The sequence below is a fragment of the Streptomyces sp. NPDC006463 genome, assembly GCF_042870715.1.
Taxonomy (GTDB): Bacteria; Actinomycetota; Actinomycetes; order Streptomycetales; family Streptomycetaceae; genus Streptomyces.
On sequence record NZ_JBIAHP010000025.1, the window covers coordinates 111,351 to 135,423 of the forward strand.

Here is a 24,073-nt window from a genome sequence, read left to right on the forward strand (position 1 = left end):
TCCGCTCCCCCTCAGCCCCGGGCCCGGAGCCGGTCGGTGCTGTCCTCGCTCGGCTGTACGACGACGATGCCCTGGCCGGAGAAGGCCATCTGGTAGGCCTCCCCGCTGCCCCGGCCGATCATCGACGAGGCCTTGAAGCTGCGCTTCCCCTTGACCTTGAGATTCGGCGACCAGGCGACGAGCGCGTCCGGGTCGACGTACGTCTCGTCCTCGCCGCGACCGCAGTCGACCACGATCGGGGTGCCGCGGGAGGTGATCGCGACCCATCCGGTGCCGGCGACCTGCACGTTGAACAGGCCCTGGCCGGCGAACTTCGCCATGCCCTTGACCCGCTCGACGCCCCACTGGAGGTGGGCGTCGAAGGCGAGCAGGTTGGTCCCGTTCACGGAGAGGGCGTCGTTGTTGAGGTTGACGACCACGACGTCGGCGCCGTAGTCGGCGAGGTAGAGCAGGCCGTCGCCGGTGCACTTCATCAGCGGGGCGCCCTCGCCGGTGAGCCACTGCGAGGCCATCTGTCGGACGGCCGGCGGGTTGGGCTCGTACTGCACGAAGCCCTCGTAGGCGACCATCGAGCCGGTACGGGCGAAGAGGTCCTGGCCGCTCTGCATGGCGACCTTGAGCATGGCCCGGCCGTGGTTCTCCATGCGGGCCGTGACTGGGGTGGGGGCGTAGCCCGCGAGCTGCTGGTTCATTGCGTTCATGACGGGCTCCCTCAGACCTCGTACGGCTGGACGACGATGAAGTTGCCGGGAGCGCCGCGGAACTGGAGGTTCACGGTCTCCCCGCTGTGGCCGGGGTAGGCGTTGCGCCGGAGCCGGACCTGGCTGGAGATGATCACCTGCGAGGCGGCCGACCACGCCACGATGGCGTTGCTGTCCGCGAAGGTGGTCGGGGTGACGGGGAGGACGACCGGGACGCCGTGCGTCTTGACGATCACGGTGCCGGTCCCCTGGAACTGCATGGTGAACAGGGCCCCGCCGGGGATGCCGTGGCCCTCGATGCGGCGGACCTCGTGCTGGAGCGACTCGTCGAACGCGAGGACGTTCTCGGCGGAGACGCAGATCGCGTCGCCCTGGAGCTCGATGGCGTGCAGGTGGGAGCCGTTCTCCGCGAGGAAGACCTGACCGCGGCCGGTGCAGCGCATCAGCTGCATCTCCTGGCCGGTGGCGTTGCCCACGATGCGGCCCGCGAAGCCCGCGCCCTTGTAGCTGAAGTCGACCTTGCCCTGGTACAGGACCATGCTGCCCTGCCGGGCGAGGACGGCCTGGCCGCCCATCGACAGGTCGACGCGCATGAGCTGCTGGTTCTGCGCGGTCCAACGGGCGCCCGTGGGGGCTTCCTTGTACGGCTGGAGCGCGGCGGCGAGACCGGCCGCGGCGGGGGCGGGGACCTGCTGCCCGTAGCCGGGCTGCTGACCGCCAGGGGGGTACTGGCCGCCGGGGGCCTGGCCGGGGAACTGCCCGGGCATCTGCCCCGGAACCTGACCGTAGCCCGGCTGCTGCCCGTAGGGGGCGGGGGCCGGAGCGGGCGCGGGAACCTGGCCGTAGGAGGGGTGCTGCGGCGGCTGGCCGTACGGCGCGGGGGCGGGCGGAGCGAGCGGCGCGGCCATCGTGGGCGCGCTGTGCTGCGGGTACGCCTGCGGCTGCGGGGCGGGGGCGGGAGCGGGCGGCGCGCCGAAGGAGGGCGCGGGGGCCGGGGCCTGCGGCGGCGGGGCCTGGGGTGCCGGGGCCTGGGGCGCCGGAGCCTGGGCGGGGGCGCCGAAGGACGGCGGGGCCTGAGCCTGCGGCGGCGGGGCGAATCCGGGCGCGGCGCCGGTCTGGGCCGGGGCCTGCTGCTGCGGCTGCTCCTCCTCCTCGGCGACCTCGCCGCCGAAGTTCTTGAGCAGCGCGGCGAGTCCGCCGTCGAAGCCCTGGCCGACGGCGGCGAAGCGCCATACGTCCTTGAGGTAGAAGTCGCCGAGCATCACGGCCCGCTCGGTGGTGAACTCCGCACCCGTGAACGAGTACCGGACGACTTCCTCGCCGCCCGCGACGATCCGGATGTAACCGGGACCGATCTGCGACATCTGGCCGACGCCGTCGATGGTGGCGGTGAAGGACAGCTTGTGGATGGACGCAGGCACGCGGTCCAGGGTCACCCGGAAGGATTCGGTGTCTCCGGCCTGCGCACCGAGCTGCTGGATGGACTCCTCGGGCGACTTCGGCTGGTTGAAGAAGACGAAGTAGCGGTCGTCGGACAGCTGCTCGTTCGCGTCGAGGCCGAAACAGCTGATGTCGAAGGTGAGTCCGGGTCCGGCGATCTGGACGCCCACGTAAAGATCCGTGCCCGGCGTCAGATCACTGATCTTGGCCTTGTGGCCCCGTTGGAATTCCCTGGCCATACGTAACGACCGTCCCCCATCCCGACTGTGAATGCGTGCCGCTCAGGCTAACGGCAACTGCCGACATCCGGCCAAGTCGGTACCGACCCGGTACATATCACCGTCCGTGACAGTCGGACCGGAGCAGCGCTATTCGTCGCGGGCGGCGGGGACCTTCGGGAGGCGCTCGGCGGCGACGATTCCCTCCAGGTATCCGCGGGCCCTCTCGGTCCGCGGATACGCCTCCAGCAACTCCCAGAAGCGGGGGCCGTGGCCGGGCACGAGGAGGTGGGCCAGCTCGTGCAGGAGGACGTAGTCGACGACGTACTCCGGCATCCCCTGGAGGCGGTGGGAGAGGCGGATGCTGCCTTCGGCCGGGGTGCAGGAGCCCCAGCGGGTGTTCTGGTTGGTGACCCAGCGGACCGAGCGGGGGCGGGCGCGGCCGGTGAAGTACTGCTCGGACAAACGCTCGGCGCGCTCGGTGAGTTCCGTGTCGCCGAGGGTGCGCTTGCTCTCCTGGGCGGCCAGCTTGTCGAGCATGACACCCACCCAGCGCTGCTCCTCGGCCTCGGACATCCGGGCAGGGATGAGGACGACCGTACGGTCACCCTCGCGATAGGCGGATACGGTCCTGCGGCGGCGCGCGCTCCGGCGGACTTCTACGGCGCGCTGCGGTGGGTCGGCGGACACGCCACGACGGTACCCGGTAGCCGTGGCGGAAGTCCCGCCCGTCCGGCGGTCGAACGCGATCGATTCACAGCCGGTATCCGGAACACACCATTTCTCCATCTCATATGCCTAATACACCTCGCCTGTGGACAAATTCCCGCACGGAATGCGGCGGACGGGCAGTGTTGCGGGAGACCGCAAAAAACAGGCGGCGCAGGTGCGCACGTGAAATCGAGGGGGGACGGCCGTGTATCCGAAGGTGAAGCCGGCGCTGGCACGGGCTTGGAGGGATCTGCAGACGGTTCAGTTCGGGGTGACACCCGCCCACGCGGTGGTGCTGGGCCCCGTCGACACGGCGACGGGCGCGCTCATCGACCGCATCGACGGGACGCGGCGGATGGAGCTGTTACGGGCCGAGGCCTCGGGGATGGGACTGCCGGACGGCCAGGCCGACGAACTGGTCCGGCGGCTGGCGGCGGCCGGGCTGCTCGACGACGCCACGGCGGGCGGCCCGCGCGCCCAGGCCGTGCGCAAGCGGCCGGAGGCCCTGGAGCGGCTGGGGCCCGATCTGGGCTCGCTCTCCTTGGTCCACCGGGAGCCGGGCGGGGACTTGCGGGGGATCGCCGCGCGCCGGGCGATACGGGTGCAGGTGCGCGGGAGCGGCCGGGTGGGCGCGTTGATCGCCGCGGTCCTGTCGGGAGCCGGTGTGGGCGGGGTCGAGGTGCTCGACGGTGGCCGGGTGGAGCCCGGGGACGTGGCGCCGGGCGGGTTCGGGTCGCAGAGCGTGGGCCGGCTGCGGGCCGAGGCCGCGGGCAGGCTGGTGCGCCAGTCGGCTCCGGGGCGCGCGCCGCGGGCCGGGGAGAGCCAGGGCCCGGAGCCCGGGCTCGCCCTGGTGGTGGTCGCGCCCCGCGACGGGCTGCAGGCTTGGGCCCCGGATCCGGACACCGCGGCCGGATGGGTGGCGACGGGCATCCCGCACCTGTACGCGGGGGTGTTGGAGGGCACCGGACTGGTGGGGCCGCTGGTGCTGCCGGGTTCGACGGCGTGCGCGGGGTGCATGGAGCGCGAGCGCGTGGACCTGGATCCGGCCTGGCCGAGGATGCTGGTGCAGTGGCGGTCGGCGCACCGGCGCCGGGCGGGCGGCGCGTGCGACCTGGGCCTGTCCACGGCGGTGGCCGGTCTGGCCGCGGCCCACGCGCTGTCCTTCCTCGACGGCGAACTGCCCGCCTCCACCGCCGCCCGCTGGGAGGCCGCGCTCCCGGCCCTGCACTGGCAGCGCAGCCCGGTCGGCCCGCACCCCGACTGCCCCTGCGGCGCGAACGCCGATCGTCCAGCTCTGCTCCAGCGACTGGGAGGAGGATCGGGAGGGGAGCCTCCGGAGGGGCCATGACAGGATGCGTGGATCGAAGGGTCTTCCCGAACCGCCGCTTGCGGCGCAGCTGTCTGGGAAATGGAGGGGCGTATGTCTGATCTTCCCCGGAAGGCGGTCACCCGTACCGTCAAGCTGGCCGCGCTGCCGCTCGGCATCGCGGGGCGGGCAACCTGGGGGCTGGGCAAGCGGATCGGCGGCAGGTCGGCGGAGATAGTGGCGCGCGAGCTTCAGCAGCGCACCGCCGAGCAGCTGTTCCGGACGCTCGGGGAGCTGAAGGGCGGTGCCATGAAGTTCGGGCAGGCCCTGTCGGTCTTCGAGTCGGCCCTGCCCGAGGAGGTCGCCGGGCCCTACCGGGCGGCGCTGACCAAGCTTCAGGAAGCGGCCCCGCCGCTGCCCACGTCCACGGTGCACCAGGTGCTGGCGGACCGGCTGGGCGCGGACTGGCGGGACCTGTTCGAGGAGTTCGAGGACAAGCCGGCCGCGGCCGCCTCGATCGGGCAGGTGCACCGGGCGGTGTGGCACGACGGCCGGCAAGTGGCCGTCAAGGTCCAGTACCCGGGGGCCGGAGAGGCACTGCTGTCGGACCTGAAGCAGCTGGGCCGGTTCGCGGGTCTGCTGGGGCCGCTGATACCGGGCATGGAGATCAAGCCGCTCATCAAGGAGTTGCGCGACCGGGTCTCGGAAGAGCTCGACTACGAGCTGGAGGCCGAGGCGCAGCGGACGCACGCGGACGCGTTCGAGGGCGACCCCGACGTCGTGGTGCCGGATGTCGTGCACCAGGGCGACCAGGTGCTGGTGACCGAGTGGATGGAGGGGACTCCGCTGTCGGAGGTGATAGCCGACGGCACTGAGGAGGAGCGCGACCGCGCCGGGCAGTTGCTGGCCCGGTTCCTCTTCTCCGGCCCCGCCCGCACCGGGCTGCTGCACGCGGACCCGCACCCGGGCAACTTCCGGCTGATATCGGGGCCGGAGGGCCGGATGCGGCTGGGCGTCCTTGACTTCGGCACGGTCGACCGGCTGCCCGGCGGCTGGCCCAAGCCCATCGGCAGGTCACTGCGGATGACGCTGGACGGGGATGCCGAGGGGGTCTACGGGCACCTGTGTGCCGAGGGGTTCGTGAAGGAGTCCATCGAGCTGGACCCCGACGCGGTACTGGACTACCTCAAGCCGATCATCGAGCCCGCCGAGGCCGAGGAGTTCACCTTCACCCGGGCGTGGCTGCGCGGCCAGGCGGCGCGGATCGCCGATCCCCGGGGGCCCGCTCACCAGTTGGGACGGCAGATCAACCTGCCGCCCTCGTACCTGCTGATCCACCGGGTCACCCTGAGCACCATCGGGGTGCTGTGTCAGCTGGGCTCGACGGTGCGGCTGCGGGACGAACTGGACTCCTGGCTGCCGGGGTTCGCGTCCGCGCAGTGACGTAGGGGCGGGCAGGCCGGCTCCGGGTCACCACCAGGAGGAGTCGAGCCTGCCCTCGATCGACCGGATGTTGGCCCGGGCGCAGTCGTGGCAGAAGTAGTGCCTGCTGCCGTTTTCCATGGAGCAGGTCCAGGTGATCGGGGCGCCGTCCGGAGACCGGGCACCACAGCGCGCGCAGACGACGGGCTGGGCCTCGGATCCCGGCTTGGCGGGCTGGGGAGTCGGCTGGTCCACCTCCAGACGATATCCCCGTACGGGGTGGACGGGCCTCGCAACGCACCGGGGGGACCGGTCCGTTCGGACCGGTCCCCCCGGGGACGTCGTGTCTGTGCTTTCAGAGCCTCGGCGCTGCGGAGCTCTTAGTGCATGACGGCCATGGCGAGCGCGCGCCGGGCGCGCAGCGAGACGCGCTCGGCTCGCCGCTGCATGCGGCGGGCGGTGACCAGGCGCACGGCGTGACGCTCGGCGTCCACCTCACGCATGCGGTCGTCCATATGGGCGCGGGCAAGGGCTTCTGGGATGAGTTGCATTTCGCGGGTCCTGTTCTGACGCGAGGTGATCGCGCCTGCGGTGATGAAGTCTGCGGTGGCGGAGCCGTGCGGCTGCTCGCTCGTGGAGTGGGCGGTCATGAGGGCCTGCTTCAGGGGGTCGTGCGTGAGGGGGCGGTCGATGGTTCCGTGGGCGGTCATGCCGAGACAACCGGGTTCTTGCGCGGACGGCCACGCGGCCGCTTGCGGGCCACGACGACACCCTGGACGAAGAGCTCGCCACCCCAGACACCCCAGGGCTCGCGGCGCTCGGTCGCCCCGGCGAGGCAGGCCTCGACCAGCGGGCAGGTGCGGCAGAGGGACTTGGCGTACTCGACGTCCGCCGGGGACTCGGCGAAGAAGACCTCCGGGTCGAAGGTGCGGCACGGGACGGGTACGCCGAGGTTCTCGATGGCGTCGTCGAGCGCGGTCAGCGCGGTGAGCGGGGTCAAGGTGTGGTCCTCCGGGACTGCGGGCGGGGAGATCGTTTGGGTCTGCGGTACGGACGGGGCGTGCGCTTCGAGTTGCACGGTGTCTTCTTCCTCGTCTTGTTCGGCTAGTCGTTCCGGCCGGTCGGCCGGATTCGGCTGGGGTTCTGCCAGTCCCGAGGCGCCTGCGCGTCGTCCCCGTTCGGGGACAAACAGAAGGGCCGCGGATCCCGGTTGGGGTTCCGCGGCCCTGAAGGCGCCGGCCTGATCATGCGATCAGGCTGGATCACTCCAGGGTTCGAGCCCACGGAAGGCCCACATCAGGTGGTGCTGCTGCTTCGTCGTCTGCTTGTTCTGCTGCGTCTTGAATCCGGCACTGGCGGCACCGGCTGCGGCGGCGAAGCCATAGGCGCCATGCGCCTGAGCTTCAGCTGCCAGTACTGCCACCGGTGCCAGGGTCGGTCGCTCATTGCGCTCGCTGACCGGACGGGTCGCCAGCAGGGCAGGGCTGTCGGCGGAAATCGCGGACACACCGGTACCCAGGAGGGAGACGGAACCGAGCAGGCAGGAAGCGTCGACCGAGCGATCGGTCATTTTGGTGAAGGTCATGAAGCTGGTCACTGGTCTCGCCTCCTCTCGGCGTCTCGGGGACGGGGCCCGGGGGCCTGTCCCATGCGTATTCGGATAAGTACAGCACGGATCCAGGGCTTCGGAGAAGCCACCGTTTCCGTTGCTAAGAACCTATGGGGATTGGCTGGGCATGTGCAAACTATTTTTCCGACGAGTTTCTACGCGTCGTCAGAATCTTCAGCCCCGGGGTCCTGACCTGCGCAGATGGCCAGGACGTCGGCTCCGTACCGGTCGAGCTTACGTGCACCCACGCCGGAGATCATCGACAGCTCGCCCTCCTCGGAGGGCGCGGCCTCCGCGATCGCCATCAGCGTCTTGTCCGTGAAGACGCAGTAGGGGGGCAGGCCCTGCTCCTTCGCCTGGGCCCGGCGCCACTCCCGCAGCCGCTCGTAGAGCCCCTCGTCCATGTCGGACGGGCAGTCCTCGCAGCGCATCAGTTTCAGCTCGCCGGCCTCGGTCAGGGTCTTGCCGCAGACCCTGCAGAGCACCGGCCCGCGGCGGCCGTGCTTGCGGGCCAGCCGCTCGGCCGCGCCGCCCGGACCCGTTCCCGGGGCCGCGGAGCCCGGCCGCAGGCCGTTCAGGAAGCGGCTGGGGCGTCGGGAGGCCCGGCCGCCCGGGGCCCGGGAGAGCGCCCAGGAGAGGGTCAGGTGCAACCGCGCCCGGGTGACGCCGACATAGAGCAGCCGGCGCTCCTCCTCGACCTGCTCGTCGGTCTTGGCGTAGGTGATCGGCACCATGCCGTCGGTGAGGCCGACGAGGAACACGGCGTCCCACTCCAGGCCCTTGGCCGCGTGCAGCGAGGCAAGGGTCACGCCCTGCACGGTCGGGGCGTGCTGGGCGGCCTTGCGCTCGTCGAGCTCGATGGTGAGGTCCGCCAGGGTGACCCCGGGCCGGGTCCGGGCGAAGTCCTCGGCGAGGCGGACCAGCGCGGCCAGCGATTCCCACTGGTCGCGCACCGCCCCGGAGCCGGCCGGCGGCTCGGCGGTCCAGCCGGTGGAGCTGAGCACGGCCCGGACCTGGGAGCCGAGCTCGACGACATCGTCGAGCAGCGGGTCGTTCCCACCGGACCGGGCGGCTCCGCGGAGCGCGAGGATCGCCTTCTGGACCTCGCTCCGCTCGAAGAAGCGCTCGGCTCCGCGCAGCTGGTAGGGCACCCCGGCGTCGGCGAGGGCCTGCTCGTACACCTCGGACTGGGCGTTGATGCGGTACAGGACGGCGATCTCGCCCGCGGGCACGCCCGCCGCGATCAGCTCCCGGACCCGCGCGGCGACGCCCTCGGCCTCGGCGGGCTCGTCCGGGTACTCGGCGTAGACCGGGTCGGGTCCGGCCTCGCGCTGCGAGATCAGCTCCAGGCGGTGCTCGGCGGCCCGGCCCTTGGCCTGCTTGAGGAGGCCGTTGGCGAGATGGACGACCTGGGGGGTGGAGCGGTAGTCGCGGACCAGCTTGACCACGGTGGCCTGCGGGTAGCGGGTCCGGAAGTTCAGCAGGTGGTCGGGGGTGGCGCCGGTGAAGGAGTAGATCGTCTGGCTGGCGTCGCCGACGACGCAGAGGCTGTCGCGCTCGCCGAGCCACAGGTCGAGCAGCCGCTGCTGGAGGGGGCTGACGTCCTGGTACTCGTCCACGACGAAGTGCTGGTACTGGGCGCGGATCTGTTCGGCGATGTCGTGGCGGTCCTGGAGGATGCCGACGGTGAGGAGCAGCACGTCCTCGAAGTCGATCATGCCGCGGTCCCGCTTGAGCTGCTCGTACGTCCCGTAGATCTGGGCGATCTCGGCCAGGTCGCGGGGGGCTTCGCGGCCCGACTTGAGGGCGGCCACCGGATAGTCGGCGGGCACGGTCTGGGTGACCTTGGCCCACTCGATCTCACCGGTGACATCGCGCAGCTCGTTGCGGTCGAGGCGGATGCGGCAGCGCGCACCTGCCTCGGCGACGAACTGGATCTTGCGCTCCAGGAGCCTGGGTACGTCCCCGCCGACCGCCTTGGGCCAGAAGTACTGGAGCTGGCGCAGGGCTGCGGAGTGGAAGGTACGGGCCTGGACCCCGCCGGCGCCGAGGCCGCGCAGACGGCCGCGCATCTCCCCGGCGGCGCGGTTGGTGAACGTGACGGCCAGCACACTGGCCGGCATGAGCTGGCCGGACTGGACTCCGTAGGCGATGCGGTGGGTGATCGCACGGGTCTTGCCGGTGCCGGCGCCCGCCAGCACGCACACCGGCCCGCGCAGGGTCGTCGCGACCTCGCGCTGCTCCGGGTCCAGGCCCAGGAGCACCGCGTCGGCCGAGTCGGCGGCCTCGGCGGCGGAGAAGGATGGGGAGTGCGTTGCTGCTGTCACCCCGCCATGCTGCCAGGTCTGGAGGGGCGGGCGGGAAACTTGTCCACAGGTCACCCGTATCCGTAGTACTTGTCACACCAGTCGCCTTGTCGCACCGGCCGCCGTGTCACACCGTCCTCGTACCGCACCCGCCGCGCGGGAATGGCCACACGGTCGCGTACGTTCCAGTACTCGGACCACCGAGACCCCACGAAGGAGACCGCAGCATGCAGGACACGGGCACCGTCACGATGTACAGCACGACCTGGTGCGGCTACTGCCGCCGGCTGAAGACCCAGCTGGACCGGGAAGGCATCGCGTACAACGAGATCAACATCGAGCTCGACCCCGAGTCCGCGGCGTTCGTGGAGAAGGCGAACGGCGGCAACCAGACGGTTCCCACCGTTCTCGTGAAGTCCTCCGCCGGCAACGAGTCCGTCATGACGAACCCGAGCCTGGCCCAGGTCAAGCAGGCCCTCGCCGTCTGACCCCCCCTGCGCACCCAGAGCGGCCCCCGCCCCGGCGGGGGCCTTCTGCGTCCGCGGGCCCTTCCCGGCCCGCGGAGCCGTCAGACGGCCGGGGGCTTCGGCAGCGGCTGGCCGTACCAGAGCTCGACCAGGCGGGCGGCGATGGAGATGCCGCCCGCCGGGGGCAGCACCTCGCCCGCCTCGATCGCCGCGCGCAGCTCGTCGCGGGAGAACCAGCGGGCCTCCTCGATCTCCTCGCCGTCCACCGTGATCTCGGAGCTGGTCGCGCGGGCCGTGAAGCCCAGCATCAGGCTGTACGGGAACGGCCACGGCTGGCTGGCCACGTACTCGACCTCGCCGACCTGGACGCCCGCCTCCTCCCACACCTCGCGGACGACGGACTGCTCGATCGACTCGCCCGGCTCCACGAACCCGGCGAGGGTCGAGAAGCGGCCCTCCGGCCAGTGCACCTGGCGGCCCAGCAGCGCGCGGTCCTGGTCGTCCGTGACCAACATGATCACAGCCGGATCGGTGCGCGGGTAGTGCTCGGCGCCGCAGCCCGGGCAGCGGCGGATGTGCCCGGCGGCCGCGACCACGGTGCGCTCGCCGCAGCGGGAGCAGAAGCGGTGCATCCGCTGCCAGTTCTCCAGCGCCACCGCGTGCACCATCAGCCCGGCGTCGCGCGCGTTCAGCAGCAGTCCGGCCTCGCGCAGGCCGGCCGCGCGGGCCGACTGGTCCATGCGGCCCGGCAGCGCGTCCTTCTGGAGCGCGAAGTACCGTACGCCGTCCTCGTCGGTCCCCAGGAAGTAGCGGTGGGTCTCGGTGACCGGGGCCTCGAACGCCGGGGTCATCACGATGCCGGTGCCCCCGTCGGGGGTGTCGTCGATCAGGACCTGGCCGCCGGAGACGACGAACACACGGGTCGTCGGGTGGCTCCAGGCGGCGGCGAGCCAGGCCTCGTCGAGACGGTGGTGCGCGGCGCGGTCGATTCCGCTGGGCGCGGTGAGCGAGATCGGGCGCTCGGTATGGATGCTCACAGGTACTTCCAACTCCCGCGGTGGTGGGACAGGCAGGCTCAGTGACTCGGGTGGCGTGTTTCTCGGGCGTCAGGCAGGTGTGCGGTGGGACGCGGCAAGGTCGCCCCAGAGGTACGCGGTCGTCTCGACGCCCTTGAGGAGGAGGTCCAGCTCGACCTTCTCGTTCGGCGAGTGCCAGCCGTCGGACGGGACGGAGATGCCGAGGAAGAGGACGGGCGCGTCCAGGACGTCCTGGAGGTCTGCCGCGGGCCCGGAGCCGCCCTCGCGGGTGAAGCGGATCTTCTGTCCGAAGGCGCGGCCCATGGCCCGGACGACCGACTGCAGCGCGGGGTGGTCCAGCGGGGTCAGGCACGGGCGGGTCGGGGCGCCGAAGGTGATGGAGTGGCGGATCCCGGCCGGGACGCGGGCCGCGACCCAGTCCGTGACGGCGGCCTCGACCTCGTACGGATCCTGTCCGGACACCAGGCGGAACGACAGCTTCAGGTGGGCGGAGGCGGGCACGATGGTCTTGCCGCCGGGGCCCTGGTAGCCGCCGCCGATGCCGTTGACCTCGGCCGTCGGGCGGGCCCAGACGCGTTCCAGGGTGGAGTAGCCGGCCTCGCCCGCGGCCGCGTGGGACTTGGCGGTGCGGAGCCACTCGGACTCGTCGAAGGGCAGCTCGGCGATGAGCGCGCGCTCGGCGTCGGTGAGTTCGGCGATGCCGTCGTAGAAGCCGGGGATCGTGACCCGCCCGTCGGCGTCGTGGAGGGCCGCGACCAGGCGGGCGGCGACGGTGGCCGGGTTGGGCACGGCCCCGCCGAAGGCGCCGGAGTGGATGTCCTGGTCCGGGCCGTGGAAGTCGATCTCACAGTCGGCGACGCCGCGCATGCCGGTGCAGACGGTGGGGGTGGTCTCGGACCACATGCCGGTGTCGGAGACGATCACGACGTCGGCGGCGAGCTCGGCGGCGCGGGCCTCGACGAGGGCGCGGAAGTGCGGGGAGCCGGACTCCTCCTCACCCTCCACGACGAGCTTCAGGTTCACGGCGGGGGCGGCGGCGCCGGTGGCCGCCAGGTGCGCGCGTACGCCCAGGGTGTGGAAGAACACCTGGCCCTTGTCGTCGGCGGCGCCCCGCCCGTACATCCGGCCGTCCTTGACGACCGGTTCGAACGGGTCGGTGTGCCAGCCGTCCGCCACGGCGGCGGGCTGCACGTCGTGGTGCCCGTAGACGAGGACGGTGGGCGCGTCCGGGTCCTCGCTCGGCCAGTGCGCGAACACGGCCGGGGCGCCCGGCGTCTCCCATACCTCGGCGACCGGGAAGCCGGTGTCCTTGAGCTTCGCCGCGAGCCATTCGGCGCTGCGGCGTACGTCGCCCGCGTGCTCGGGCTGCGCCGAGACGGAGGGTATGCGCAGCCACTCGGCGAGGTCGTCGAGGAAGGCGGCGCGGTGGGTCTCGATGTACGTGCGGACGGCGCTGTCCGGCGGGCTGTCGCTCATGCCCCGAGCCTAGCCGTCCGCCTGATGGTCACCGCCGGTGGCCGATTTGCCTTGGAGGATCCGCTCAAGACGGGCCCGGTCGGGCAGGTCGCGGGGGCGGATGACGCGGCCGCTGCGGACGTGCAGGAAGGCGGCGGTGACCCTGCGCAGCGGCGTACCCGTGGCTTCCGCCCAGGCCAGGCGGTAGACGGCGAGCTGGAGGGGGTCGGCCTCGGTGGTGCGGCCGGTCTTCCAGTCGACGATCTCGTACGAGCCGTCGGGATTCTTGTACACGGCGTCGATCCGGCCGCGGATGACGCGGCCCGCGAGGGTCAGCTGGACCGGGGCCTCCATGCGGTGGGGCGGCCGGTCGGCGTACGGGCTGCGCTCGAAGGCGGCCTTGAGGGAGGCGAGATCGGCCTCGTCGGCGACCTCCTGGTCGGAGCCGGGCAGCTCGGTGACGGGGTCGAGGACGTCGAGGAGCGGGAGCGGGAGCTCGTCGAAGCGGGACTCGACCCAGGCGTGGAAGCGCGTGCCCTGGCGCGCCGCGGGCTGCGGGGGCTTGGGCATCGGGCGGGCGAGGTCGCGGACGAAGCCCTGCTCGTCGGCGGCGAGCCGGAGCAACTGGCTGGCGGAGAGCGCGGCGGGGAGCTCGACGTCGCGGACGGCGGCGCGGGCGCGGCGGAGCTCGCCCTCCAGGGCGTCGAGGTCCCGGTCCCAGGAGGCCACGGCCCGCGCGTCTTCGGGTGTGAGGGGGCCGGTGCCTGCGGCGGGGGTGGGCGCGGTGCCGGCTGCGCGGGGGCGCGCCGCGGCCTGGCCGGCCTCCGGCCACAGGTCGGAGTGGCCGCTCCCGCCCGGGCCGGTGCCAGAACCGGCCTCGGCGGGAGCCCACAGGTCGGCCTCCGGCCAGAGGTCGGCGTGCCGGTCGGCGTGCGGGTCGGCGTGGGGGTCGCCGTGCGGGTCGGCGGGGCCACCGGTACGCGGCTCGGCCGGGTCCTGCGGCCAGAGGTCGTCGTCCGGCCAGGGTTCGTCCTCGTAGGACGGGTCCTCGCAGGAGGGGGGCCAGAGGTAGGACTCGTCCTCCTCCGGAGCCGGGGGCTGCGGCTGGGCCAGGTAGGACTCCACCAGGGCCGCCGCCGCGCGGCGCAGGTGCAGGGAGGCCGGGTCCAGCGGGAGGGGCCAGGAGTGGTCCGGGGTGGAGTCGTCGGCGAGGGACGGATTCTCGGCGGCCGGCTCGGGTTCGGGCGCCCAGGCCTCGATCTCGCCGAAACCGGCCGCGCAGTGCTCGTACAGGGCGGACAGGAACGCGGACGGGCCGCGGCGCTTCTTCTGCGTCGGCCCCCACCAGTGGCCCGAGGCCAGCAGGAGGGAGCGGGGGCGGGTGAAGGTCACGTAGCCCAGGCGGAGCTCCTCCACCGACTTGTGGTCCTTCAGTGCCGTCTTGAAGGACTTCATGCCGGCCGAGGTCCAGGCCGGGTCCCCCGGCAGGGTGGGCGCGTCGCCGCGCAGGGCGTACGGGAGCACCTTCGCGTACGAGGTCCAGGCCTCCGGCGCCTTCTCCTTCGGGAAGGCCCCCGCGCACAGGTCCGGGACGACGACCACGTCCCACTCCAGACCTTTGGACTTGTGGGCCGTCAGGACCTTGACCGTGTTCTCCCCGCCGGGCAGGGCGTGGTCCAGGCCCTTCTCGTACTGGGCGGCCGTACGCAGGAAGGCCAGGAACGCGAGGAGGGTCGCCTCGCCGTCCAGCGCGGCGAAGCCCGCGGCGACGTCCATGAAGTTCGACAGCGTCTCGCGGCGGCGGGCCGCCAGCGCGTGCGGGGACGCGGACAGCTCCACTTCCAGGCCGGTCGCGGACAGGACCCGGTGCAGTACGTCCATCAGCGGGTCCGCGAGCGAACGCCGCAGGTCCCGCAGCTCCTGTGCGAGGTGTGCGAAGCGGACCCGGGCATCGGCGGAGAACGGCAGGTCGTCCGGGGCCTGCCCGGCGCCGTCGAGGAAGGTCTCCAGGGCGTCGGCCAGCGACACGATCTCCGCCGGGTCCACGCCCTCCACGGCCGCCGCGAGCCTCTCGTCCGGGTCCGCCTCGGCCGGGGCCGCGCGGCCCACCAGCAGCCGGGCGCGGCGCCCCAGCAGGGCGAGGTCGCGCGCGCCGATCCGCCAGCGCGGGCCGATGAGCAGCCGGACGAGGGAGGCGTTGGCTCCCGGGTCCTGGAGGACTTCGCAGACGGCGACGAGGTCCGCGACCTCCGGCAGGTGCAGGAGCCCGGAGAGGCCGACGACCTCGACCGGTACGTCCCGGGCCACCAGGACTGCCTGGATCCGCGCGAAGTCGCCGGCGGACCGGCACAGCACGGCGATCTCGCGCGGCTCCGTCCCCGTGCGGACCAGGTGCGCGACGGAGTCCGCGAGCCACTCCAGTTCCTCGGCGTGGGTCTCGAGCAGGGCGCACCGGACGAAGCCGGCGCCCTCCGCGCCGGGCGCCGGGCGGAGCGCCTCGACGCCTTCGTGCATGGCGCGCAGCGGGGCGGCGAGAGCGTTGGCCAGGTCGAGCAGGCGGCCGCCGCTGCGCCGGTTCTCGCTGAGCGAGAGGCGGGTGGCGGGGGTCCCGTCGGCGTGCGGGAAGTGCTCGGGGAAGTCGTCGAGGTTGGCGACGGAGGCGCCCCGCCAGCCGTAGATGGCCTGGCAGGGGTCGCCGACGGCGGTCACCGCGTGGCCGCTGCCCGCGCCGAAGAGGCCGGACAGCAGCAGCCGCTGTGCGACGGAGGTGTCCTGGTACTCGTCGAGCAGGACCACCCGGAACTCCTCGCGCAGCAGCTCCCCCACCTCGGGCCGGGTCGTGGCGAGCTGTGCGGAGAGGGCTATCTGGTCGCTGAAGTCGAAGAGGTCGCGGGAGCGCTTGGCGGCGCGGTAGCGGCTGACGAGCTCCAGCAGTTCGAGGCGGCCGCGCACGGCCTCGGGGACCTTGCGCAGGTCCTCGTTGGTGAGCTTGGCGTCGGCCAGCTCGCCGAGCAGCCCGGTGTCGTGGGCGCGCAGCCGCTCCGGCTCGACGAGGTGCTCGGAGAGCTCCCCGTCCAGCGCGAGCAGGTCACCGACCAGGTCGGGGAGGGACTTGGTGAGCGAGGGGTAGGGGCCGGGGGCCTCGCGCAGCACCTTGGCGGCGAGCTGGAAGCGGGTGGCGTCGGCGAGGAGGCGGGAGCTGGGCTCCAGACCGATGCGCAGGCCGTGGTCCTTGAGGAGCTGGCCGGCGAAGGCGTGGTACGTGGAGATGCGCGGCTCGCCGCCGGCCGCGTCGGCCTCGGCCGGGGAAGGGTCGGGGTCGGTGACACCGGCCCGCGCGAGGGCCTTGCGTACGCGCTCGGACAGCTCGCCGGCGGCCTTGTTGGTGAAGGTCAGGCCGAGGACCTGCTCGGGCGCGACGGCGCCCGTCCCCACCAGCCAGACCACGCGGGCGGCCATGACGGTGGTCTTGCCGGAGCCGGCTCCGGCGACGATGACCTGCGGGGCGGGCGGGGCGGTGACGCAGGCCAGCTGTTCGGGCGTGAAAGGGATCCCGAGGAGCTCCTTGAGCTGCTCGGGGTCGGAGAGGACGGGTGCACGCGCGGACACGTGAAAAGGCTAGCCGCCCCCACCGACACTCCCTGACGCGCGCTTCGTCCGTCCGGCCGGTGCGCTCGGACGCTCCCCTCGGTCGCCCGGGTCACTCCACGGTCTGGCGGCCCTCGGGCCGGGCGCTGCACGAGCTGCGGAAGGAGCAGTGGTCGCAGTGCTTGCCGACGGCGGGCGCGAAGCGTTCGTCCAGGACCCGTCCTGCGGCGGTGGCGAGCAGATCGCCGACCCACTCGCCGGAGGAGCCGCCCGGCAGGGGTTCCTGGGCCTGGATCTTCGGGACGGCGTCGCCGCCCTCCTTCTTGGGTGCGGGCTGGCGGAGCTGGACGAGCTCGGCGCCGCCCGGTGCGGGGCGCAGGCCGTCGAAGACCTCGTCGACGGCGCCTTCGCGCACCGCGAGCTGGTAGACGGCGAGCTGGGGGTGGCGCTCGACCTCGGCCTTGGTGGGCGCCGACTTGCCGGTCTTGAAGTCGACGACGTACGCGCGCCCCTGCGGGTCCGATTCGACCCGGTCCATGGAGCCGCGGATCCGGACGGCGTACTCGCCCGCTTCGAGCGTGACGTCGAATTCGTGCTCGGTGGCCACCGCCGCCCGGCCCCCGCGGTCGGTGGTGTGCCAGCGCAGGAAGCGTTCCAGGGCGGCGCGAGCGTTCTCCTTCTCCTGGGCCGATTTCCAGGGCGCGTCGAAGGCGAGGGCGTCCCAGACGGAGTCGAGGCGTTCCATGAGGACGGCCAGGTCGGCGGGGGTGCGGCCAGAGGCGACCTCGTCGGCGAGGACGTGGACGACGTTGCCGAAGCCCTGGGCGGCCGTGGAAGGGGCGTCGGCCTTGACCTCGCGGCCGAGGAACCACTGGAGCGAGCAGGTGTTGGCGAGCTGGTCCAGGGCGCTGCCGGAGAGGGCGACGGGCCGGTCCCGGTCGCGCAGCGGGACGCTGCTGCGGGTGGGCTCGTACAGGCCCCACCAGCGCTGCGGGTGCGCGGCGGGGACCAGCGGGCGGTCCTCGTCGTCGGTGAGCGCGGCGAGGCGGGCGAGGCGGCGGGCGGCCGCGTCGCGCAGGGCGGGCGAGGCGGCCGGGTCGACGGTGGTGGCGCGCAGCTCGGCGACGAGGGCCGGGACGGCGAGGGGGCGGCGGGGGCGGCCGGTGACGTCCTTCGGGGTGACGCCGAGCTCGGTGAGGAAGCGGGAAGGCTGGTCGCCGTCGTCGGCGGGGGCCTTGACGGCGGTGACGACGAGGCGGTCGCGGGCGCGGGTGGCGGCGACGTAGAAGAGCCGCCGCTCCTCGGCCAGGAGCGCGCCGGGGGTGAGGGGCTCGGCGAGGCCGTCACGGCCGATCCGGTCTGCCTCCAGGAGGGAGCCGCGGCGGCGCAGGTCGGGCCACAGGCCTTCCTGGACGCCTGCGACGACGACGAGTGACCACTCCAGGCCCTTGGAGCGGTGGGCGGTCATGAGGCGGACCGCGTCGGGCCGGGCGGCGCGTGTCGTCAACGTGTCGGCGGCGATGTCCTCCGCCTCCAGCTGTTCGAGGAAGTTGAGGGCGCCGCGCCCGCCGGTGCGTTCCTCGGCGCGGGCGGCGGTGTCGAAGAGGGCGCAGACGGCGTCGAGGTCGCGGTCGGCGTTGCGGCCGGCGGTACCGCCACGGCGCGCGGAGCGCTCCAGGCGCTGGGGCCAGGGGGTGCCGTCCCAGAGGGTCCACAGGGCCTCTTCGGCGGTGCCGCCGCCCTGGAGGAGTTCGCGGGCCTTGCGCAGGAGCAGGCCGAGGCGCTGCGCGCCGCGGGCGTAGGCCGGGTCGTGGGCGGTGAGCCGTTCCGGCTCGGCGAGGGCGCGGGCGAGCAGGACGTCGGAGGGCGCGGGCACCTTGACGCCGGCGGCGCGCTCCTCGTCGCGCAGGGCGCGGCCGAGGCGGCGCAGGTCGGCGGCGTCCAGCCCGCCGAGCGGGGAGGCGAGCAGGGTGAGGGCGGCCTCTACGCCGATCCATCCCGCGTCGGGCCCGTCTGCGCGCGCGTCCGCCGGGGCGGCGGCCAGGTCGTCGGCCGGGGCGTCCAGGTCGTCCGCAAGGTCGTCCGCCGGGGCGTTCAAGGCGTCCGCAAGGTCGTCCGCCGGGGCGTTCAGGGCGTCCGACGCGGCGGGGTCGGCGGCAGTCACGGCGGGGTCGGCGGCCGACGCGGCGGGGTCGGCGGCCGACGCGGCGGGGGCCGCAGGCGCAGCGCCGTCGGCCGGGGCCACCGGCCCGCCGGGGCTCAGCGCCGCCGGGTCGGCCGCGGGCCCTTCCTGCGAGCCCACCGGGGCTGGCGCCGCCGGGTCCGGGTCCGCGGGCGCCGCCGGGTCCGGGTCCGACGCGTCCGCCGACGCGGAGCCGGCGGGGAGGCCCGCCGCGAAGGTGGCCGTGGCGCGCAGGGCCGTGAGGAGGGGGGAGACGGCCGGTTCGTGACGCAGGGGGGTGTCCGCGCCGTCCGTCTCGACCGGCACTCCCGCCGTGATCAGGGCGCGGCGCATCGCCGGGAGCGTACGGCCGCCCGCGCGGACCAGGACGGCCATCTCCTGCCAGGGCACACCGTCCTCCAGGTGGGCCCGGCGCAGGATGTCGGCGATGTTGTCGAGCTCGGCCCCGGCCGTGGGGTACGTGTACACCTCCGCCCCGCCGCCCTCCCGCGCGGCCGCGAGTTCGCGGTGCGCGCGGACCGCGGCCGCGGGGAGGCGGGTCAGGGGCATACGGGTGGTGAGGAGCCGGGTCGCCGCCAGGAGCCCCGCACCCGAGCGGCGGGCGACGGTCAGGGCCCGCACCCGCGCGCCGGGGAAGGACGACTCGAAGTCGAGGATGTTGTTGATGTCGGCGCCCCGGAAGGCGTAGATCGACTGGTCCGGGTCGCCGAAGGCGATCAGCGTGCCGCCGGTGCCGGTCAGCGCCCGCAGCAGTCGCAGCTGCGAGGCGTCCGTGTCCTGGTACTCGTCCACGTAGATCACGTCGTAGGCGGAGGAGAGGGACGGGGTGCGCTCCGCCAGGAGGACGGCACGGTGGAGGAGCTCCGCGTAGTCCAGGGTGCCCTGCATGTCCAGGACGTCCAGGTACTCGGAGAGGAAGGCCGCGGCCGCCTTCCAGTCCGGGCGGCCGATCCGCCCGGCGAAATCGGACAGCGCCTCCGGCCCCAGGCCCAGTTCGCGGGCGCGGGCCAGGACCGCGCGGACCTCGTCCGCGAACCCGCGCGTGGTCAGCGCGGCCCGCAGGTCGTCCGGCCAGCGGATGGAGCGGATCCGGCGCTGGCCCTCCAGCAGGGTGCGGACCATCACGTCCTGCTCCGGGCCCGACAGCAGGCGCAGCGGGTCGGCGAAGAGGTCGGTGTCCTGGTGGGCGCGGACGAGGCCGTAGCAGAAGGAGTGGAAGGTGGTCGCCTGCGGAGCGCGCGCGCCGCCGAGCCGAAGTGCGGCCCGGTCGCGCAGTTCCACCGCCGCCTTGCGGCTGAAGGTGAGAATGAGGATGCGGGCGGGATCGGCGCCCCCCTCGACCCGGGCGGCGACGGCCTCGACCAGCGTGGTCGTCTTCCCGGTGCCCGGTCCGGCGAGGACCAGCAGTGGTCCGGCCGTATGGTCAACCACCGCGCGCTGCGCTGCGTCCAGGACAGGGGGATCCACCCGTTCCGGCCCGGTGCGCACCAGGCGGTACGCGTCAGGGGTCCGCGTACGCCGCCGTTCGGTGCGGTCGGAGGAAGAGGTGATCACGTGAGCTGCCGGTCCTGGTGGGTCTTCGGGTGGTGCGCGGTTTTCGGGTGCCGCCGGGACGGCATCGGCCGGAGCCGAAGAGGCAACGCTACGGCAACCGGCGGACGCCGCGCAGTCCGTCTCCGTCCCCCGGACGGGCCTTCGCGCGGACGCCCGACCGCCCGCGCGGGCCGCGCATGGCCGAAGCTGTCAGGTGTGAGCCTCGTCGCGGTCCCCGTCCCCGCCGCCGTCTCCGTCCCAGCGCGCCCGTCGCATGTCCAGCCGCGGATCGCCGCCCGCCGTCAGGCGCAGCGGCGTGGCCTCAGCCCGGTAGTGCTCCAGGGCACGCAGCTCGCTGCCCGGCAGCGGTACGCCGTCCGCCCGCACCACGCGCCACCAGGGCACGGCGCCTCCGTACAGGGCCATGACGCGCCCGACTTGGCGCGGCCCTCCCTCGTCGAGCCACTCGGCCACGTCCCCGTACGTCATCACCCGGCCGGGCGGAATACGCTCGGCCAGCGCCAGCACGCGCTCCGCGTACGCGGGCAGTTCGTCGCTCATCCGGCCCATGGTGCAGCACGTCGGGCGTCCGGCGACGGAAGGTGTGCTTCCGCACCGGCGCGCACCCTGATGCCCCGCTCGCCCGTCGGTCCGTGCCACCATCTTCCGGGCGGTGACTGGTGATACGTGATCAAGAAGAGACGGATGTGACGACGAAGGAGCAGGGTGTGAGCCCTCCGGACAGCGCGGCGCCGGACGACGACGCGCGCCCGGACGCCCCGGACCACCGGAGCCCCGGGGCTCCGGGCGGCGCTGCCGGCGACGACGGCGACGACGGAACCGGCACCGGCACCGGCACCGGCACCGGCACCGGCACCGGCACCGACGGTCCCGAGGGCCCGCACGGGCACACCCCCACGGCCGCCGACCGGGTCGAGGTCGACGAACCGCTGCTCGCCGCCCGCGTGCACCGCCCGTCCGACCTCGTACGCCTCCTCGTCGGCATCCTCGGCATCGCCGTCGTCCTCGCCATCGCCGCCTTCGCCCACGGCACCACCGTCGGCCTGGAGGAGGACATCAACAAGGGCACCGGCCAGGCACCGGACCTGCTGGTCAAGGTCGCCGCGCTGGTGTCGAGCATCGCCGTGCTCCTGCTGCCCGTCGCCTTCGCCATCGAGCGGCTCATCAAGCGCGACGGGCTGCGCATCGCCGACGGCGTGCTCGCCGCCGTCCTCGCGCACGGGGTCACCCTCGCCACCGACCTGTGGGTGTCCCAGGCCGCCCCCGGCACCATCCAGGAAGCCCTCACCCGCCCCGCCGGCGCCGACGGGGCGCTCACCGATCCGGTGCACGGCTACCTCGCGCCCGTGATCGCGTACATGACGGCCGTGGGGATGACCCGGCGGCCGCACTGGCGCGTGGCGCTGTGGGTGGTCCTGCTGCTCGACGCGTTCACGATGCTGGTGAGCGGCTACACCACCCCCTTCTCGATCATCCTGACGGTGCTGATCGGCTGGAGCGTCGCGTACGGGACCCTGTACGCCGTCGGCTCGCCCAACGTGCGCCCCACCGGGCAGCACCTCCTCGCCGGACTGCGCCGGGTCGGTTTCCAGCCGGTCAGCGCGATGCGCGCGGAGACGCCCGACGGCCCCGAGGCCACCGAGGTGAACGACCGGGGCCGGCGCTACCACGTCACCCTGGAGGACGGCCCGCCGCTCGACGTCACCGTGGTGGACCGGGAGCAGCAGGCCCACGGGTTCTTCTACCGGGTCTGGCGCAGGCTCACCTTGCGCGGCATCACCACCGGGCGCAGCCTCCAGTCGCTGCGCCAGGCACTGGAGCAGGAGGCGCTGCTCGCGTACGCCGCCATCGCGGCCGGGGCGAACGCGCCGAAGCTGATCGCCACCTCCGAGCTCGGGCCGGACGCCGTGATGCTCGTGTACGAGCACCTGGGCGGCCGGAGCCTGGACTCCCTCTCCGACGAGGAGATCACCGACGAGCTGTGCCGCAACGCGTGGGAGCAGGTACGGGCCCTGCAGTCGCGGCGGATCGCACACCGGCGGCTGACCGGGGACGCCCTGGTGGTGGATCGTTCCGGCAATGTGATCCTCACCGACCTGCGGGGCGGCGAGATCGCCGCGGGCGACCTGGTGCTCCGGATGGACATCGCGCAGCTGCTGACCACGCTCGGCCTGCGGGTCGGCGCGGAGCGGTCCGTGTCCTCGGCGGTGTCGGTGCTCGGCCCGGACGCGGTGGCGGACTGCCTGCCGCTGCTCCAGCCGATCGCGCTGAGCCGCTCGACGCGGGCGACGCTGCGCAGGCTGGCCCGGGAGCGGGCGCAGCGCCAGCGCGAAGCCGTACTGGAGTCCTCGCGGGCGGCGAAGGCGGCGCGCGAGGCGGGCGCCGCGAGCAGCCCGGCCGCCGACCGGAAGGCGGAGAAGAAGGCGCTGGACGATGCCCTGGACGGGGCCCGCGAGGAGGACCTGCTCAGCCAGATCCGCCAGCAGGTGCTGCTGATCCGCCCGCAGGCGCCGGTGGAGCCGGCCCGGCTGGAACGGATCCGGCCGCGCACGCTGGTGTCGTTCATCGCGGGCGCGTTCGGCGCGTACTTCCTGCTGACCCAGCTCGCGCACGTGGACTTCGCGACCATCGTCGGCGAGGCGCAATGGGGCTGGGTCGGGGCGGCGCTGGCCTTCTCGGCGCTGAGCTACTTCGCGGCGGCGATGAGCCTGCTGGGCTTCGTGCCCGAGCGGGTGCCGTTCCTGCGGACCGTGCTCGCGCAGGTGGCCGGGTCCTTCGTGAAGCTGGTGGCGCCGGCGGCGGTGGGCGGCGTCGCGCTGAACACGCGGTTCCTCCAGCGGGCGGGGATCCGGCCGGGGCTCGCGGTCGCGAGCGTGGGCGCCTCGCAGTTGTTCGGGCTGGCCAGCCACATCCTGCTGCTGCTGTCGTTCGGCTATCTGACCGGCACCGAGAAGACCCCGGAGATGACCCCGTCCCGGACGGTCATCGCGGGTCTGCTGACGGTGGCGGTGCTGGTGCTGGTGGTGACGGCGGTCCCGTTCATGCGCAAGTTCGTGGCGACGCGGGTACGGGCGCTTTTCGCGGGCGTCGTGCCGCGCATGCTGGACGTGCTCCAGCGGCCGCAGAAGCTGATGACGGGCATCGGCGGGATGCTGCTGCTGACGGGCTGCTTCGTGATGTGCCTGGACGCGTCGATCCGCGCGTTCGGCGGCGGCCAGGCCATCAGCTACGCGAGCATCGCGGTGGTCTTCCTGGCGGGCAACGCGCTGGGATCGGCGGCGCCGACGCCGGGCGGCATCGGTGCGGTGGAGACCACGCTGACGCTGGGCCTGATCGCGGCGGGGCTGGAGAAGGAGGTCGCCATCTCGGCGGTGCTGCTGTTCCGCTTGATGACGTTCTGGCTGCCGGTGCTGCCGGGCTGGCTCTCGTTCAACTTCCTGACCCGCAAGGAAGCCATCTAGCCTCCGGCCGGCGCAGGGGCATCTCCGGAAGCTGCTGCGCCCGCCCGGCTGCCCGGCCGCCCCCACACACCTGCTCGGGGCGCGGGAGGCGGAGGTCGGTCGCTCCGGCGTCTCCTACACGTACGACCCGCTGGGCCGCCGCACCGCCAAGCAGCGCCTGTCGGAAGACGGCACAGTGGTGGAAGAAATCGTCTTCACGTGGGACGGCACCACCCTCTGCGAACAGACCACCGGCCACGTCACCCTGACCTGACCCACGACGGCCTCCACCCCCTCACCCAGACCTAACGCATCGACCAGGACGAGGTCGACGACCGCTTCTTCGCCATCGTCACCGACCTGATCGGGACCCCCACCCACCTCCTCGCCGAAGACGGCACGACGGCGTCACCGGGCTCGCTGGGGACGTCTGCCGACAGGGCACGTCAACCGGAAGCAAGCGACGCGGCTTTCATTCGCCCCATGTGCGGCGTCCCGGTGGAGTACGACCGGCTGCGGCGTAGGTTCCGCTTCGACTTGGGACCTGGCGTGCTCCCTTTCTGCGACGGTCTGCCGAGCTGAGCCGCGTCCCGACCCGAACGGGTCAGCGCGGGGGCGGGTGGGGCGGGGGGCACGC

Annotated in this window: 17 protein-coding genes and 1 pseudogene; 5 read left to right on the forward strand and 13 right to left on the reverse strand. The window is 73.3% G+C overall.

Annotated elements, in window-relative coordinates:
- Positions 1-11: 11 nt before the first annotated feature.
- From ACFYOB_RS33980 to ACFYOB_RS33990, 3 genes are all read right to left on the reverse strand, one after another.
- Positions 12-692: an AIM24 family protein gene (locus ACFYOB_RS33980; RefSeq protein ID WP_214935289.1), complete on the reverse strand. Its 681-nt coding sequence runs from the start codon at positions 690-692 to the stop codon at positions 12-14.
- A gap of 20 nt (positions 693-712) precedes the next feature.
- Positions 713-2,380, reverse strand: a complete 1,668-nt coding sequence (locus ACFYOB_RS33985; RefSeq protein ID WP_388566770.1) for a TerD family protein — start codon at positions 2,378-2,380, stop codon at positions 713-715.
- A 129-nt stretch (positions 2,381-2,509) separates the two neighbouring features.
- Entirely contained in the window at positions 2,510-3,148 is a 639-nt protein-coding gene (locus ACFYOB_RS33990; protein WP_388566772.1) for a M48 family metallopeptidase, read from the reverse strand.
- 127 nt (positions 3,149-3,275) lie between these two features.
- Between ACFYOB_RS33990 and ACFYOB_RS33995 the strand changes: the two genes are divergently transcribed.
- A complete protein-coding gene (locus tag ACFYOB_RS33995; RefSeq protein WP_388566774.1) occupies positions 3,276-4,418 on the forward strand; it encodes a ThiF family adenylyltransferase in 1,143 nt (380 codons plus the stop codon).
- 72 nt (positions 4,419-4,490) lie between these two features.
- A complete protein-coding gene (locus ACFYOB_RS34000; protein WP_388566776.1) occupies positions 4,491-5,819 on the forward strand; it encodes an ABC1 kinase family protein in 1,329 nt (442 codons plus the stop codon).
- Between the two features lie 27 nt (positions 5,820-5,846).
- Here the strand turns inward: ACFYOB_RS34000 and ACFYOB_RS34005 are convergent, their stop codons facing one another.
- From ACFYOB_RS34005 to ACFYOB_RS34025, 5 genes are all read right to left on the reverse strand, one after another.
- Positions 5,847-6,053, reverse strand: a complete 207-nt coding sequence (locus ACFYOB_RS34005) for a hypothetical protein (RefSeq protein ID WP_388566779.1) — start codon at positions 6,051-6,053, stop codon at positions 5,847-5,849.
- Between the two features lie 125 nt (positions 6,054-6,178).
- Entirely contained in the window at positions 6,179-6,508 is a 330-nt protein-coding gene (locus ACFYOB_RS34010; protein ID WP_328927528.1) for a hypothetical protein, read from the reverse strand.
- Positions 6,505-6,876: a WhiB family transcriptional regulator gene (locus tag ACFYOB_RS34015; RefSeq protein ID WP_388566781.1), complete on the reverse strand. Its 372-nt coding sequence runs from the start codon at positions 6,874-6,876 to the stop codon at positions 6,505-6,507. Before ACFYOB_RS34015 ends, ACFYOB_RS34010 begins: the two co-directional genes overlap by 4 nt.
- 174 nt (positions 6,877-7,050) lie before the next feature.
- Positions 7,051-7,395 (reverse strand): hypothetical protein, encoded by a 345-nt coding sequence (locus ACFYOB_RS34020; RefSeq protein ID WP_388566784.1) that lies wholly within the window; start codon positions 7,393-7,395, stop codon positions 7,051-7,053.
- 167 nt (positions 7,396-7,562) lie between these two features.
- Positions 7,563-9,734, reverse strand: a complete 2,172-nt coding sequence (locus ACFYOB_RS34025) for an ATP-dependent DNA helicase UvrD2 (RefSeq protein WP_388566786.1) — start codon at positions 9,732-9,734, stop codon at positions 7,563-7,565.
- 206 nt (positions 9,735-9,940) lie between these two features.
- On the opposite strand from ACFYOB_RS34025, the gene ACFYOB_RS34030 reads away from it, so the two are divergent.
- Complete coding sequence (locus ACFYOB_RS34030; protein ID WP_031151539.1) at positions 9,941-10,201, forward strand: mycoredoxin; 261 nt, start codon at positions 9,941-9,943, stop codon at positions 10,199-10,201.
- Positions 10,202-10,281: 80 nt separating this feature from the next.
- Here ACFYOB_RS34030 and nudC read toward each other — a convergent pair whose 3' ends face one another.
- From nudC to ACFYOB_RS34055, 5 genes are all read right to left on the reverse strand, one after another.
- Entirely contained in the window at positions 10,282-11,229 is a 948-nt protein-coding gene (nudC, locus tag ACFYOB_RS34035; RefSeq protein ID WP_388566789.1) for an NAD(+) diphosphatase, read from the reverse strand.
- Positions 11,230-11,286: 57 nt separating this feature from the next.
- Entirely contained in the window at positions 11,287-12,693 is a 1,407-nt protein-coding gene (locus ACFYOB_RS34040) for a dipeptidase (RefSeq protein WP_388566791.1), read from the reverse strand.
- A gap of 9 nt (positions 12,694-12,702) precedes the next feature.
- Positions 12,703-16,281, reverse strand: a complete 3,579-nt coding sequence (locus ACFYOB_RS34045) for a UvrD-helicase domain-containing protein (protein WP_388566793.1) — start codon at positions 16,279-16,281, stop codon at positions 12,703-12,705.
- Positions 16,282-16,372: 91 nt separating this feature from the next.
- Entirely contained in the window at positions 16,373-19,930 is a 3,558-nt protein-coding gene (locus ACFYOB_RS34050) for an ATP-dependent helicase (RefSeq protein WP_388566835.1), read from the reverse strand.
- Between the two features lie 255 nt (positions 19,931-20,185).
- Entirely contained in the window at positions 20,186-20,545 is a 360-nt protein-coding gene (locus tag ACFYOB_RS34055; RefSeq protein ID WP_388566795.1) for an MGMT family protein, read from the reverse strand.
- A gap of 158 nt (positions 20,546-20,703) precedes the next feature.
- Between ACFYOB_RS34055 and ACFYOB_RS34060 the strand changes: the two genes are divergently transcribed.
- Both ACFYOB_RS34060 and ACFYOB_RS34065 read left to right on the forward strand, forming a co-directional pair.
- Complete coding sequence (locus tag ACFYOB_RS34060) at positions 20,704-23,457, forward strand: lysylphosphatidylglycerol synthase domain-containing protein (protein WP_388566797.1); 2,754 nt, start codon at positions 20,704-20,706, stop codon at positions 23,455-23,457.
- Positions 23,458-23,572: 115 nt separating this feature from the next.
- Positions 23,573-23,844 (forward strand): annotated as a pseudogene (locus ACFYOB_RS34065) (hypothetical protein); the annotation flags it as partial.
- Positions 23,845-24,073: the final 229 nt, after the last annotated feature.